Here is a 13,619-nt window from a genome sequence, read left to right as displayed (position 1 = left end):
CCGACATCCTGCACGCCTACCTCCAGCACGGCGGCCGCCCCGCCTTCGAGGTCCGGGCCGTCCTCGCCGCGACCCTCGCTCCCACCTGGGGCATCTACTCCGGCTACGAACTGTGCGAGAACACCCCACTCAGGGAGGGCGGCGAGGAATACCTCGACTCGGAGAAGTACCAGCTCAGGCACCGCGACTGGGAGGCCGCCGAACGCGAGGGACGCACCATCACCCCGCTGCTCACCAGGCTCAACACCATCCGCCGGGAACACCCCGCGCTGCAGCGGCTCAGGAACCTCCGCTTCCACCACACCGACAGCGACGCATTCCTCGCGTACAGCAAGCGCACCGGTTCCGACGTCGTCCTGGTGGTCGCCAACCTCGACCCGCACCACACCCAGGAGGCCACGGTCTCGCTGGACATGCCGCAACTCGGCCTGGACTGGCACGAGTCGGTGCCGGTGCGCGACGAGCTCACCGGCGAGACCTACCACTGGAGCAGGAACAACTACGTGCGTCTCGAGCCGGGGCGGGCTCCCGCGCACGTCTTCCACGTCCTGTCGCCGCCCGCCGCGCAAGGGAACGGAGGGGCAGGAACGTCATGACCGTGAACGAGCCCGTGCTGGACACTTTCGAGGACACCCCCGTCAGGGACCGGGACCCGGAGTGGTTCAAGCGCGCCGTCTTCTACGAGGTACTCGTCCGCTCGTTCCAGGACAGCGACGGTGACGGCGTCGGTGACCTGAAGGGCCTGACCTCGAAACTCGACTACCTCCAGTGGCTCGGCGTCGACTGCCTGTGGCTGCCCCCGTTCTTCAAGTCGCCCCTGCGCGACGGCGGCTACGACGTCTCCGACTACACCGCCGTGCTGCCGGAGTTCGGTGACCTGGCCGACTTCGTGGAGTTCGTCGACGCCGCCCACCAGCGCGGCATGCGGGTGATCATCGACTTCGTCATGAACCACACCAGCGACCAGCACCCGTGGTTCCAGGAGTCGAGAAAGGACCCCGACGGGCCTTACGGCGACTACTACGTGTGGGCCGACGACGACAAGGGCTACCCGGACGCGCGGATCATCTTCGTCGACACCGAGACGTCGAACTGGACGTTCGACCCGGTGCGCGGCCAGTACTTCTTCCACCGCTTCTTCTCGCACCAGCCGGACCTCAACTACGAGAACCCGCGCGTCCAGGAGGAGATCCTGGCCGCGCTGAAGTTCTGGCTGGACCTCGGCATCGACGGCTTCCGGCTGGACGCGGTGCCGTACCTGTACGCGGCCGAGGACACCAACTGCGAGAACCTGCCCGCCACCCACGCGTTCCTCAAGCGCGTCCGCCGCGAGATCGACACGCAGTACCCGGACACCGTGCTGCTCGCCGAGGCCAACCAGTGGCCCGAGGACGTCGTCGACTACTTCGGCGACTACGCTGCCGGCGGCGACGAATGCCACATGGCCTTCCACTTCCCGGTCATGCCGCGCATCTTCATGGCCGTACGGCGCGAGTCCCGCTACCCGGTCTCCGAGATCCTGGCCAAGACCCCGGCCATCCCCTCGGGCTGCCAGTGGGGCATGTTCCTGCGCAACCACGACGAGCTGACGCTCGAGATGGTCACCGACGAAGAGCGCGACTACATGTGGGCCGAGTACGCCAAGGACCCCCGCATGCGCGCCAACATCGGCATCCGCAGGCGGCTCGCCCCCCTGCTGGACAACGACCGGCACACCATCGAGCTGTTCACCGCGCTGCTGCTGGCCCTGCCCGGCTCGCCGATCCTCTACTACGGCGACGAGATCGGCATGGGCGACAACATCTGGCTCGGCGACCGGGACGCGGTGCGCACGCCGATGCAGTGGACACCGGACCGCAACGCCGGGTTCTCCACCTGCGACCCCGGCCGCCTCTACCTGCCGGCCATCATGGACCCGGTCTACGGCCACCAGGTCACCAACGTCGAGGCGTCGATGTCGTCGCCGTCGTCGCTGCTGCACTGGACCCACCGCATGATCGAGATCCGCAAGCAGAACCCGGCCTTCGGCCTCGGTTCGTACACCGAGCTGTCTTCCTCCAACCCCTCGGTGCTGGCGTTCCTGCGGGAGTACGAGGACGACCTGGTGCTGTGCGTGAACAACTTCGCGCGGTTCGCCCAGCCCACCGAACTCGATCTGCGCGAGTTCGCCGGGCGCCATCCGGTCGAGCTGTTCGGCGGGGTCCGCTTCCCCGCGATCGGCGAACTGCCGTACCTGCTGACTCTCGGGGGCCACGGCTTCTACTGGTTCCGGCTCACTCGAGTCGCATCCCGCATCGGCAGGCGACTGTGAGCACGCGCCGACGAAAGGAGGCGTGACCATGCCGAAGACCGCATCCCTCCGCCCGAGTCTCACGCGCCTGGCCGAGCCCATGGAGTCGCTCGGCGGGCTGCTGCGCGACTGGCTGCCGCGGCAGCGCTGGTTCGCGGGCAAGGACCGGCCCGTCACGGAGCTCGGCCTGCTGTCGATGACCGAGCTGTTCCCGGGCTGTCTGCACCTGCTGATCCACGCCGGTCACGCCGGCCACACGGGCGTGCCGTCCCCGGGCGGAGCTCCCCCGGCCGGCGACTGCTACCAGCTCCTGCTCGGCGTACGGGAGCACCCGTCGCCGCGCCTGGGACGGGCGCTCATCGGGCGGGTGCAGGACGGGCCGCTGGCCGGTCTGACGGTCTACGACGCGTTGCACGACCCCCGTTCGGCCCAGCTGCTCCTGGACCGGCTGCGGCACCCCGGGACCGCCGGCCCCCTGCGGTTCGACTGCGACCCGGACCAGCCGGTGCCCGGCGGACTGGTGCCGCGGCTGCTCGACGCCGAGCAGTCCAACTCCTCGCTGGTCTACGGCGACGAGTACATCCTGAAGGTCTTCCGGCGCATCCAGCCGGGCGTCAACCCCGATTTGGAGGTGCCGGGGGCGCTGGCCAGGCAGGGCTGTCACCGCGTGCCCGCGCCGGTGGCCTGGTTCCAGACGAAGCATCCGTTCAAGGCCACCCTCGGCGTGCTCCAGCCGTATCTGCGGGACGCCTCCGACGGCTGGACGCTGGCACTGCACGCCCTGGCCGCGGGCGACGACTTCACGGCCCAGGCGCGGGCGCTGGGCGCGGCCACGGCGGAGGTGCACCTCGCGCTCGCCTCCGCCTTCCCGGTCGGCGAGCCCGGGGAGAACGGGCACACGGCGACCGCGATGTCCGAGCGGCTGGCCGCCGCCGCGCACTGCGTACCCGCGCTCCAGCCGTACGTGCCGGGCCTGCGGACCGCGTTCGCCGCCCTCGCCACCTGCGACGCCGGTCCGCCGGCCCAGCGCATCCACGGCGATCTGCACCTGGGTCAGGTGCTGCGGGCCGGACGCGAGTGGTTCGTCATCGACTTCGAGGGCGAGCCGTCCCGGCCGCTCTCCGAACGGCGCAGCGCCCACTCCCCCGTGCGGGACATCGCCGGGATGCTGCGCTCCTTCGACTACGCCGCCCGGCAGCGCCGCCCCTGGCGCCCGGAGTGGGCGCGACGCTGTCGCGAGACCTATTGCGCGGGCTATGCCGCCCGCGCGGGCTGGGACCCGCGCAAGAAACACGGACTGCTCCGGGCCTACGAGACGGACCGGGCCGTGTACGAGGTGCTGTACGAGGCACGGCACCGCCCCGACTGGCTGCCTGTACCGATGGCGGCGATCGAGCGCCTCGCTGTGAGAGGAGACTGAGCCGTGGCCCTGCGCGACACCTCAATCCCGGAGCCGTCCGGCCCGGTCCCGGGCGCGACCGCGCCCGCCCTGAGTCCGGAGGACCGCGGGCGCCTGCTGGCGGGCGCCCACCACGATCCGCACGCGCTGCTGGGCGCCCACCCGGTCCCCGGCGGGATCGCGTTCCGGGCGCTGCGCCCGTTCGCCCGCTCGGTGAGCGTGGTGACCGGCGGCAAGCACACGCCCCTCGTCTCGGAGGGCGACGGCCTGTTCTCCGGCGTGCTGCCGCTGGCGGAGATCCCCGCGTACACACTGCACGTGGCCTACGAGGGCGGTGAGCAGGAGGTGCACGACCCGTACCGGTTCCTGCCCGCCCTCGGCGAACTCGACCTGCACCTGATCCGCGAGGGCCGGCACGAGCAGCTGTGGCAGGCGCTCGGCGCGCAGCCCATGACCCACGAAGGCGTGGCCGGCACCCGGTTCACGGTGTGGGCGCCCAACGCGCAGGGCGTGCGGGTCGCCACGGACTTCACCTACTGGGACGGGACGCAGTTCCCGATGCGCTCGCTCGGCGCGTCCGGCGTGTGGGAGCTGTTCCTGCCGGGCGTGGGCGAGGGCACGGCGTACAAGTTCGAGATCACCTCCCGGTACGGCCACCGCTTTCTGAAGGCGGACCCGATGGCCCGCCGCACCGAGGAGCCGCCCAACACGGCGTCGATCGTGACGGCCTCGCACTACGAGTGGGGCGACACGGAGTGGATGGCGCACCGGGCGGACACGCCGGTGCACGAGGCGCCGTTCTCGGTGTACGAGGTGCACCTGCCGTCCTGGCGGCCCGGGCTGGACTACCGGCAGCTCGCCGAGGAACTCCCGGCGTACGTCAAGGACCTCGGGTTCACCCACGTGGAGCTGATGCCGGTCGCCGAGCACCCCTTCCACGGCTCCTGGGGCTACCAGGTCACCGGCTTCTACGCGCCGACCGCCCGGCTCGGGACCCCGGACGACTTCCGGTTCTTCGTCGACGCCTGCCACCGGGCGGGCATCGGCGTGATCATGGACTGGGTGCCGGCGCACTTCCCGAAGGACGACTGGGCGCTGGCCCGGTTCGACGGGGATCCGCTGTACGAGCCCGGGGACGGGCGGCGCGCCGAGCACCCGGACTGGGGCACGTACGAGTTCGACTTCGCCCGCACCGAGGTGCGCAACTTCCTCGTGGCGAACGCGGTGTACTGGTGCGAGGAGTTCCACATCGACGGGCTGCGCGTCGACGCGGTCGCCTCGATGCTCTACCTGGACTACTCGCGCGAGGACGGCCAGTGGGAGCCCAACGCCTACGGCGGCCGGGAGGACCTGGCGGCCATGGCGTTCCTCCAGGAGATGAACGCGACCGTGTACCGGCGCGCCCCGGGCGTGGTGACGATCGCGGAGGAGTCCACCGCCTGGGGCGGGGTGACCAAGCCCACCGACACAGGCGGGCTGGGTTTCGGGCTGAAGTGGAACATGGGCTGGATGCACGACTCGCTGGAGTACCTCGCCCACGAGCCGGTGCACCGCAAGTACCACCACCACGAGATGACCTTCTCGATGGTGTACGCCTACAGCGAGAACTACGTCCTGCCGATCTCCCACGACGAGGTCGTGCACGGAAAGCAGGCACTGGTGTCGAAGGCGCCGGGCGACTGGTGGCAGCGGCGCGCGAACGTCCGCGCCTACCTCGGCTTCATGTGGAGCCACCCCGGCAAGCAGTTGCTGTTCATGGGGCAGGAGTTCGCGCAGGGGGCCGAGTGGTCGGTGGAACACGGGCCGGAGTGGTGGCTCCTCGACGAGGGCTACCACTCGGCGGGCGACCACCGGGGCGTGCGTGATCTGGTCCGTGACCTGAACACGGCGTACCGGGCGACACCGGCGCTGTGGCAGTGCGACACCCGCCCGGAGGGCTTCCGGTGGGTGGCGGTGGACTCGGCCGACGACAACGTCTTCGCGTTCCTCAGGTACGACGCGGAGGGCAGGCCGCTGCTGGCGGTGTCGAACTTCTCCCCCGTGGTCCGGCACGACTACGGCCTGTGGGTACCGGGCGACGCCGTCGCGTGGCAGGAGACCCTCAACACCGACGACCCGCGCTACGGCGGCAGCGGCGTCACCAACCCGGATCCGGTCAAACCGGAGGACGGTTGTGTCCGGATCACGCTGCCGCCGCTGGCCACGGTGTGGCTGACGCCGTTCGCTGCGTGAAGTCCCGCGGCCGCACCAGGTGTCCGACCCGCCTGTGAGGGGCACTGGGTGTCTACCACCGGGAACTCCCGGTGGCGGACGCCGCAGGGGCACAGAAGGGCGGGCATCAGGGTGCGCACCGTCGGAGTGGAGGAGGAACTCCTCCTGGTCGACCCGGAGACCGGGGAACCGCAGGCGAGGTCCGCGGCGGTGCTCGCCCGGGCCGAGCAGGACGACGCGGATCAGGACGTCTTCGAGAAGGAACTCCACGAGCAGATGCTGGAGTTCGCCACCCATCCGCAGTCGTCCATGGAGAGCCTGCGCGCGGAGATCGTCCGCTGCCGCAAGGAGGCGGCCCGGCACGCCGGGGAGATCGGCTGCACGGTCGCGGCGCTCGCCACGTCCCCGCTGCCGGTCAGCCCCGCTGTCGGCGTCAACCGCCGCTACCAGTGGATGGCCGAGCAGTACGGCATCGCCACCCGGGAGCAGCTCGTCCTGGGCTGCCACGTGCACGTGTCCGTCGAGTCCGACGAGGAGGGCGTCGCGGTCATCGACCGGGTGCGGCCCTGGCTCCAGGTCCTGACGGCGCTCAGTGCGAACTCGCCGTTCTGGCAGGGCAAGGACACGGGGTACAGCAGCTACCGCAGCCGGGTGTGGCTGCGCTGGCCGTCGGCCGGCCCGACGGAGATCTTCGGCTCGGCCGAGCGGTACCACCGGCTGATCGCGGACATGGTGGCCACCGGCGCTCTCCTCGACGACGGGATGATCTACTTCGACGCGCGGCTGTCCCAGCGGTATCCGACGGTGGAGGTCCGGGTGTCGGACGTCTGTCTGCACTCCGGCACGGCCGCGCTGGTCGCCACGCTCGTCCGCGGGCTGGTCGAGACCGCCGCGCGCGAGTGGCGGGCCGGCCGGGAACCGCTCGACCACAGCGTCAGCCTGCTGCGGCTGGCCGACTGGCTGGCCGCCCGGTCCGGGCTCTCTGGCGAGCTGCTGCACCCCGCGACCATGCGGCGCCTGCCCGCCGAGGCGGTCGTCCGTGCCCTGCTGGACCATGTCGAGGAGGCCCTCGCGGACACCGGGGACCTCGATCGGGCGCGGGCCGCCTGCGAGGAGCTGCTGCGGGAGGGCAACGGCGCACAGGTGCAGCGCGCGCTGATGGAGCGCACGGGGAGCCTGCGGGACGTCGTCACCGAGTGCGTCCGCCACACGCAGGCGTGAGCGTCCCGCCTGCTTCCGCGGACGGGCTCGGAGGATTCCGGCCTCAGAGGATCAGAACCAGGGCGTAGGCCAGGAAGAACGCCGCGATCAGCACCACGAGGACGATGATCACGGCCATCGGTGCCTTGGCCCAGCCCTTGGGCGGGTTGTGCGTCTCCCGGGGCCCCGCCTCGGGCATGCTGCTCTCCGCGGGCGGGGTCTCACCCGGCGGTACGCCGCCGCCCGGTTCCAGGCCGGAGCTGCGTTCGGGTTCGGGATCGGGACTGATGTGACTCATGCCGTCCGGGTCCCCCGATCACGCCGAGATCATCAGTGGGACGACTTCCGTATTTCCCGACCCCTGAGGGCCGCGGCTCGACTACATTCGAGCCCCGCCGATGACGCTACCCGTCGGCAATGTGACACCCCGTACACGTCAGGAGCAGTGCATGCGCGATCTCGCCCTCGCTCCGCCGGCCGTCTCGCCCTTGACCGGCGGGCTCGCCGACAGCGTCTTCGAGACGGCGGACCGCGAACCCACCCGGCCGGTGCTCGCGCGCCGCGCCGACCCGGCCTCCGCCTCCTGGGAGGAGGTGACGGCGATCGAGCTGCGCGACGAGGTGGTGGACGTGGCCAAGGGGCTGATCGCCTCCGGGTTAACGCCGGGGCACCGCGTGGCGATCATGGCGCGCACCCGGTACGAGTGGACGGTCCTGTGCTACGCGCTGTGGGCCGTGGGTGCCGAGGTCGTCCCGGTCTACCCGACGTCGTCGCGCGACCAGGTCGAGTGGATCCTGCGGGACGCCGGCTGTGTGGCGGTGGTGGTGGAGGACGAGCAGGGCGTCATGACCGTCGGCTCGGTGTGCGCCTCGCTGCCGCTGCTGCGCCACGTCTGGCAACTGGACGCGGGCGCCCTGGAGGAACTGGCCGCGCGCGGGGAGGTCGTCCCGCACGCCACGGTCGATTCGATGCGCCGCATCGTGCTGCCGGATTCCACGGCCGTCATCGCCTACACCTCCGGCACGTCCGGCCACGCCATGGGCTGCGCCCTGAGCCACCGCAACCTGGCCGCGCCCTGCGACACGCTGCTGACGGGCTGGGGGCACACGGCGGCACCGCGCGGGGAGCAGGGCTCCGTGCTGGCGTTCCTGCCCTTCTCCCATGTGTACGGGCTGATGATCCAGGGCCTGTGCCTGCGCGGGGGCCTGGTGATGGGACACCAGGCCGAGCTGGGCGGGGAGGCACTGTTGTCGGCGCTGCGCTCGTTCAGGCCCACGTACTTCTACGCGGTCCCGTCGGTCTTCGAGAAGATCTACAAGAACTTCCTGCGCACGGCCCAGCAGGGGGGCCACGGTGGTCTGTTCGAGCGGGCCGCCGAGACGGCGCGGGACTTCGCCGGGGCCCTGGAACGCCAGCGGCTGGGCCGGGGGCGCGGGCCCGGCTTCGACCTGCGGTTCCAGCACGCCCTGTACGAGCGCACGGTGTACCGCAGGCTGCGGGCCGCGCTGGGCGGCCGGGTGCGGCGGGCGACGTCCGGCGGCTCTCCCCTCAGCCGCGACCTGTCGCTCTTCTACGAGGGCATCGGCATCTACGTGAACGACGGGTACGGCCTGACGGAGACCGGCGGCGGGGTGACGATGCAGCCGCTGGGCCGGGAGAAGTCCGGGACCGTCGGGCAGGCTCTGCCGGGCACGGAGATCCGGGTGGCCGAGGACGGGGAGATCCTGGTGCGCGGCCCGTCGGTGTTCCAGGGATACGTCGGTGACGAGGCCGCCAGCCGGGCCGCGCTGCGCGGCGGCTGGCTGGCCACCGGGGACCTCGGGCAGCTGGACTCCGAGGGCTACTTGACGATCACCGGCCGCAAGAAGGACATCATCATCACCAGCAGCGGCAAGAGCGTCGCCCCGGCCGCCCTGGAGCAGCGGCTGCGGATGCACCCGCTCATCCACCAGGCGGTGGTCGTGGGCGACAACCGGCCCTGTGTCGGCGCCCTGATCACGCTGGATCCGGAGTTCCTGGCGCACTGGCGGGCGGCACTGGCGCTTCAGGGGGAGATGCGGGAGGCGCGAGAGGAGAACGCGTTGCGGGAGGAGGTGGCGCGTGCCGTGGCCGCGGCCAACAGCGCCGTGTCGCGGTCGGAGTCGATCCGGGCGTTCCGGGTCCTGCCGGAGCCGTTCGACGTGACGAACGGGCTGTTGACCCCCTCGATGAAGCTGCGCCGGGACGAGATCGTGCGGCACTACGCGGCCGAGATCGACGCGATGTACGAGTCGCGCAGGCGTCCCGGCCGTCCGAGCCTCCGGGACGAGCCGTCGAACTGGGACGACGCGGACAACGTGTTCCGCTGAGCACGGAACCGGACGAGTAGGCCTCGGCCCCTCGGGAACACGCAACAGTGGCGACGCAAGAGAAAGGACGACAGCCCTGACGACAGCCCTTGCTGACGCCGGGCCGGAAAGGCGATATGTCAACCGAGCCGCGTGGGGATGACGCACTGACCTCCGAGGAGATCCCGAGCCGCACGAACAGCTTCGTGGGCGAGCCGCACGACGTGACGGGAGCGCGGCTGGCCGCGGAGGAGTTCCTGCGTGATCTGTCACGCTCCTCGCCGCCCTCTGCCCCCGAGTACTGGGACGACATCCTGTTGGTGGTGACGGAACTGGCCGCCAACGCGGTCCAGTACGCCCCGGGTCCGTTCGCGCTGCGGATGCGCCGGACCTTCGACGGCGTGCATGTGGTCCTGCACGACACCAGTTCCACGGAGCCGGCTCCGCGCCCGTTCGATCCGCGCAGCGGGGGCGGCGGCATCGGCTGGCACCTGATCCACACCTTGTGCGACCAGGTCAGCGTGGTGAGCGACGAGCGCGGCAAGGACGTACACGTGTTCCTGCCCTGGTGAGCCCTGAGCCGGTCACGAGCGCGGCACGCCCGTGACCGGCTCAGGGCTCGGTCATGCCGAAGTCGTCGCGCGCGGTGGCAGCCGGTCGTAGTAGTCGCCCACGGCGGTGAGGTATCCCCGGTCCCGGGTCTCGCTGTCGGTCTGGAAGCGGGGTGCCGCCTTGGCGTCTCCCCTGGTGCAGCCCAGTGTGATCTTCCGGCCCTGCGTGTCGATGCCGGTGACGACTCCGGCCGGCACCAGGACGCTGCGGCCGAACACCCAGACGCCGGTGTCGACGACCAGGTGCCGCATGCCGTGCGGGGCGTCCTCGCGGTCGACGTGCCCGATCGTGCCGTCGGTCGCGGCGACGGTGAAGCCGGTCAGGTCCTGCCCCTCGATGTAACCGCTGTCCGGCGCGTACGACCAGATTCTGTCGATGGCCACGCTGCTCCATCCTCCCTGGGTGTGCGGATCGTAGAGCCCGGCGGGAGATTCCCGCCCACCCTGCTCCACAGGCCAAATACCCTCCTGCCGCAAGCGCATTCGGCGCACACCCGTGCCACCGTACGTCGCCGACGGCGAGCTCCGGCAGGTTTCTCACCGGGGGCATGGAGGGCGGTTTCCGGGGTAATCGCGGGGGCGCGGTGGAATTCGGAGCCCGGTAGCGGAGGGAGGCACGTGAGAAACAGCAGCAGAGCCCGCGTCACGACCGGCATCGCCCCGCACCGCGGTCATCCACAGTGGTGACCTGCCCAGGCCGTAGCACTTGATGGAGGTACCCGTGCCCCTCGCCCAGAACCCGCTGTCCGTGGAAGTCGAACTGCCCCGGGAGGACGTGGCCCTGATCACGGTCGACGGCTACCTGGACGTCGACACCGCGACCGAGTTCCAGGCCCACCTGGCCAACCAACTCCACCACGGCCGACGGCACTTCCTGCTCGACCTCTCGTCCGTCCCCTTCATGGACTCGTCCGGGATGAACATCATCCTGCGGGTGTACCAGGAGACCCGCAGGACCGCCGGCAGCGTGCACGTCATCAGCCCGACGCCGGCCGTGCGGCGCGTCCTCGACCTGACGGGCGTCAGCATCACGGTGCCGATATCGGAGAGCGTCGACGAGGCTCTGGCCCGCGCCGACGAGGTGCCGGACACTCCCGAGGAGCCGGGGATACAGAGCGCCTGACGGGTCGGCGCGCCGCCGGCGGAACCGGCGTTCCGGTGCGCTCGCTCCGCCCCGCCGGGACGGCGGTCGGTCCTTTCACGCGCCGGTGACGGCGGTGGCCAAACCCCTTTCACGCCAACCGGATCGGTTGCGCCGGATCCGGTGTCGTACGAGGTCGGCGCATGGTTAGAGTTGTCGCCCGGCAAGTGTCACAGCACCGTCCCGTTGCCTGAGGCGGGCTCGGTCGACGCAACGCGGATGAGGAGAGAACGTGCCGGAGCACGAAGCGGACGGACAGCTCGCCACGCCGACACACGAGGTCAGGGACTTCCTGCACCGCAGGCGTGAGCAGATCGCCCAGCGATGGGCGGACGAGCCTCTGTTCCGCACGGTGTTCACCGTCTCGCGCGACGAGGCGGTGGAGGCGAGCAAGGTCGTCGTGGACGCGCTGGCCCAGGTGGCCGACTCGGAACAGGTGGAGGATCCGGACGCGGCAGGATTCAGCGGGGTGCGCGAGCAGCTGGCCCGGATGGGCGCGGCCCGCTCGCGGGCCGGGCTGTCGAACACCCAGGTCGCCAGCGAGCTGGCCGCCCTGCGGCCGCCCGTGGAGAACCTGCTGGCCTCCGATCTGGAAGAGGCACCGCCCGAGCATCTGCGGGCGTGTTCGACCACGCTCACCGTGCTGATGGGCACCCTGCGGCTGGTCGCCATGCAGACGGCGCTGAGCGAGTGGCAGGCACTCAGCGACCGGCAGCGGCTCCAGCTGATGGAGGTGGCGACGCCCGTCATCCGGCTGTGGGACGGCGTCGTGGCCGTGCCGCTGATCGGGACGCTGGACAGTGCCCGCAGCCAGGTGGTGATGGAGACGCTGCTGAACGCCGTCGTCGACCAGCACGCCCGGTTCGCGATCCTCGACATCACCGGGGTGCCGACGGTGGACTCGCTGGTGGCGCAGCACCTGATGAAGACGGTCGCCGCGGCGCGGCTGATGGGCGCCCAGTGCATCGTCTCGGGTATCCGCCCCGCCATCGCGCAGACCATCGTCCACCTCGGGCTGGACCTCGACGTGATCACCCGTGCGAGCCTCGCCGACGCGCTGGGTTACGCGCTGCACGAGCTCGGCGCGGACATCGTGAACCCGGGTGCGGGTCAGCGGTGAGCGACGCGTACTCCCGTCCCGTCCCGGGCCACGTGCCGGTTCTCCGGCTCGGTGACGTCCTGCTGGTCACGCTCCAGGGGGACCTGCACGACAGCACGGCGCAGCAGCTCCAGCAGGATCTCGCGGAGACCATCTCCCGTACCGGGGTGCGCGGTGTCCTCATCGACATCTCCGGTGTGGAGATCGTCGACTCGTTCCTCGGCCGGGTGCTGGCCGAGATCGCCGCGCAGGCCAAGCTGCTGGCCGCGCGGACCGTGGTGGCCGGCATGCGCCCGGCGGTCGCCATCACCCTGGCGGAACTGGGCCTGACACTGCCCGGGCTGACCACGGCACTCAGCACGGAGGCGGGCATGGAGCTCCTCTCGCAGCAGACCCCGGCGTACCGCCCGGGCGGGCCGCGTCAGGAGAGTCCGTGATGCACACTGCCGCGGGCGTGGAGGCCTGCCTGCCCATCCGGTCGGACATGGACCTGGTGTGGGTACGACAACACGTGCGGCAGGCCGCGGCCCGGCTCGGCTTCGGCCTGGTGGAGCAGACCAAGCTGGTCACGGCGGCCAGCGAGCTGGCACGCAACACCCTGGTGCACGGCGGTGGCGGGCAGATGGAGGCGACGCACCTCAGCAGCGGGGGCGCGCAGGGGCTCCGGCTGGCCTTCACCGACGAGGGGCCGGGCATCACCGACCTGGACCAGGCGCTCAGCGACGGCTACACCTCCGGCGACGGGCTGGGGATGGGGCTGAGCGGCGCCCGGCGCCTGGTGCACGACTTCGACATCGAGAGCACGCCGGGCGACGGCACCATCGTGCGGGTGACCTGCTGGGTGGGCCGGCCGCCGCGGCCCCGCGAGGAGGCCTGATGCCGCGCGTGTGGGACGTCCCGGTGCGCGACTCGACGCGGGTGCGCGACGCGCGGGTCGCCGCGGAGGGCGCGGCCGCGCTGGCCGGTCTCGACGAGCGGCGCACCGCGGCCGCCGCGCTGGTCGCGACCGAGCTCGCGACGAATCTGCTCAAGCACGCCGAGGGCGGTCAGGTGGTCATCGAGGTGGTGGCGCCGCCCGCGCCGCGGGAGGGCCGTGCCGAGTCCCGGGTCGTGCAGATCGCCACGATCGACCACGGCCCGGGCATCGCGGACGTACCGGCGGCGCTGCGCGACGGTTTCTCGACGACCGGCTCGCTCGGCGCGGGCCTCGGCACGTGTCAGCGTCTCGCCGACGACTTCGCCCTGCACAGCACGCCCGGCCGCGGCACGGTCGCGGTGGCCCGCGTGAGCACCACGCCCCGCGGTGATGGCGGTCCGGCCGCGCGGGTGGGGGCCGACGTG

Annotated in this window: 12 protein-coding genes and 2 pseudogenes; 12 read left to right on the top strand and 2 right to left on the bottom strand. The window is 71.3% G+C overall.

The window, feature by feature from the left end:
• The 5 genes and pseudogenes from ABFX81_RS36030 to ABFX81_RS36010 all read left to right on the top strand — a co-directional run.
• Nucleotides 1–596 (top strand): annotated as a pseudogene (locus ABFX81_RS36030) (alpha-1,4-glucan--maltose-1-phosphate maltosyltransferase); the annotation flags it as partial.
• Entirely contained in the window at nt 593–2,311 is a 1,719-nt protein-coding gene (gene treS / locus ABFX81_RS36025) for a maltose alpha-D-glucosyltransferase (protein ID WP_086841347.1), read from the top strand. The pseudogene ABFX81_RS36030 and the gene treS, both read left to right, overlap by 4 nt.
• 28 nt (nt 2,312–2,339) lie before the next feature.
• Complete coding sequence (locus ABFX81_RS36020) at nt 2,340–3,710, top strand: maltokinase N-terminal cap-like domain-containing protein (protein ID WP_086841349.1); 1,371 nt, start codon at nt 2,340–2,342, stop codon at nt 3,708–3,710.
• Nucleotides 3,711–3,713: 3 nt separating this feature from the next.
• Complete coding sequence (gene glgB / locus ABFX81_RS36015) at nt 3,714–5,921, top strand: 1,4-alpha-glucan branching enzyme (protein WP_086841348.1); 2,208 nt, start codon at nt 3,714–3,716, stop codon at nt 5,919–5,921.
• Nucleotides 5,922–6,032: 111 nt separating this feature from the next.
• Nucleotides 6,033–7,121, top strand: a complete 1,089-nt coding sequence (locus ABFX81_RS36010) for a glutamate--cysteine ligase 2 (RefSeq protein WP_086849157.1) — start codon at nt 6,033–6,035, stop codon at nt 7,119–7,121.
• A gap of 43 nt (nt 7,122–7,164) precedes the next feature.
• On the opposite strand, the gene ABFX81_RS36005 is transcribed toward ABFX81_RS36010, so the two are convergent.
• The gene (locus ABFX81_RS36005; RefSeq protein ID WP_086849159.1) at nt 7,165–7,398 is read right to left on the bottom strand and encodes a DUF6480 family protein; all 234 of its coding nucleotides are present in this window, start codon (nt 7,396–7,398) and stop codon (nt 7,165–7,167) included.
• 151 nt (nt 7,399–7,549) lie between these two features.
• On the opposite strand from ABFX81_RS36005, the gene ABFX81_RS36000 reads away from it, so the two are divergent.
• Entirely contained in the window at nt 7,550–9,448 is a 1,899-nt protein-coding gene (locus ABFX81_RS36000) for an AMP-binding protein (protein ID WP_086849161.1), read from the top strand.
• A gap of 116 nt (nt 9,449–9,564) precedes the next feature.
• Nucleotides 9,565–9,999 (top strand): ATP-binding protein, encoded by a 435-nt coding sequence (locus ABFX81_RS35995; protein ID WP_010033269.1) that lies wholly within the window; start codon nt 9,565–9,567, stop codon nt 9,997–9,999.
• A gap of 51 nt (nt 10,000–10,050) precedes the next feature.
• Here ABFX81_RS35995 and ABFX81_RS35990 read toward each other — a convergent pair whose 3' ends face one another.
• Complete coding sequence (locus ABFX81_RS35990; RefSeq protein WP_086849163.1) at nt 10,051–10,422, bottom strand: hypothetical protein; 372 nt, start codon at nt 10,420–10,422, stop codon at nt 10,051–10,053.
• A 337-nt stretch (nt 10,423–10,759) separates the two neighbouring features.
• Here ABFX81_RS35990 and ABFX81_RS35985 point away from each other — a divergent pair, with 337 nt between their 5' ends.
• The 5 genes and pseudogenes from ABFX81_RS35985 to ABFX81_RS42305 form a co-directional block, all read left to right on the top strand.
• The gene (locus ABFX81_RS35985) at nt 10,760–11,161 is read left to right on the top strand and encodes an STAS domain-containing protein (protein WP_086849166.1); all 402 of its coding nucleotides are present in this window, start codon (nt 10,760–10,762) and stop codon (nt 11,159–11,161) included.
• Nucleotides 11,162–11,411: 250 nt separating this feature from the next.
• Complete coding sequence (locus ABFX81_RS35980; RefSeq protein ID WP_086849168.1) at nt 11,412–12,299, top strand: STAS domain-containing protein; 888 nt, start codon at nt 11,412–11,414, stop codon at nt 12,297–12,299.
• Nucleotides 12,296–12,715, top strand: a complete 420-nt coding sequence (locus ABFX81_RS35975; RefSeq protein WP_086849170.1) for an STAS domain-containing protein — start codon at nt 12,296–12,298, stop codon at nt 12,713–12,715. The genes ABFX81_RS35980 and ABFX81_RS35975 overlap by 4 nt, the downstream gene beginning before the upstream one ends.
• A complete protein-coding gene (locus ABFX81_RS35970; RefSeq protein ID WP_086849173.1) occupies nt 12,715–13,155 on the top strand; it encodes an ATP-binding protein in 441 nt (146 codons plus the stop codon). Before ABFX81_RS35975 ends, ABFX81_RS35970 begins: the two co-directional genes overlap by 1 nt.
• Nucleotides 13,155–13,493: pseudogene (locus ABFX81_RS42305) on the top strand (ATP-binding protein); the annotation flags it as partial. The gene ABFX81_RS35970 and the pseudogene ABFX81_RS42305, both read left to right, overlap by 1 nt.
• Nucleotides 13,494–13,619: the final 126 nt, after the last annotated feature.

Source organism: Streptomyces coeruleofuscus (assembly GCF_039532725.1).
GTDB lineage: Bacteria > Actinomycetota > Actinomycetes > Streptomycetales > Streptomycetaceae > Streptomyces > Streptomyces coeruleofuscus.
The sequence above is the reverse complement of the archived record's forward strand: the minus strand, read 5'-3'. Positions and strand labels throughout refer to the sequence as shown.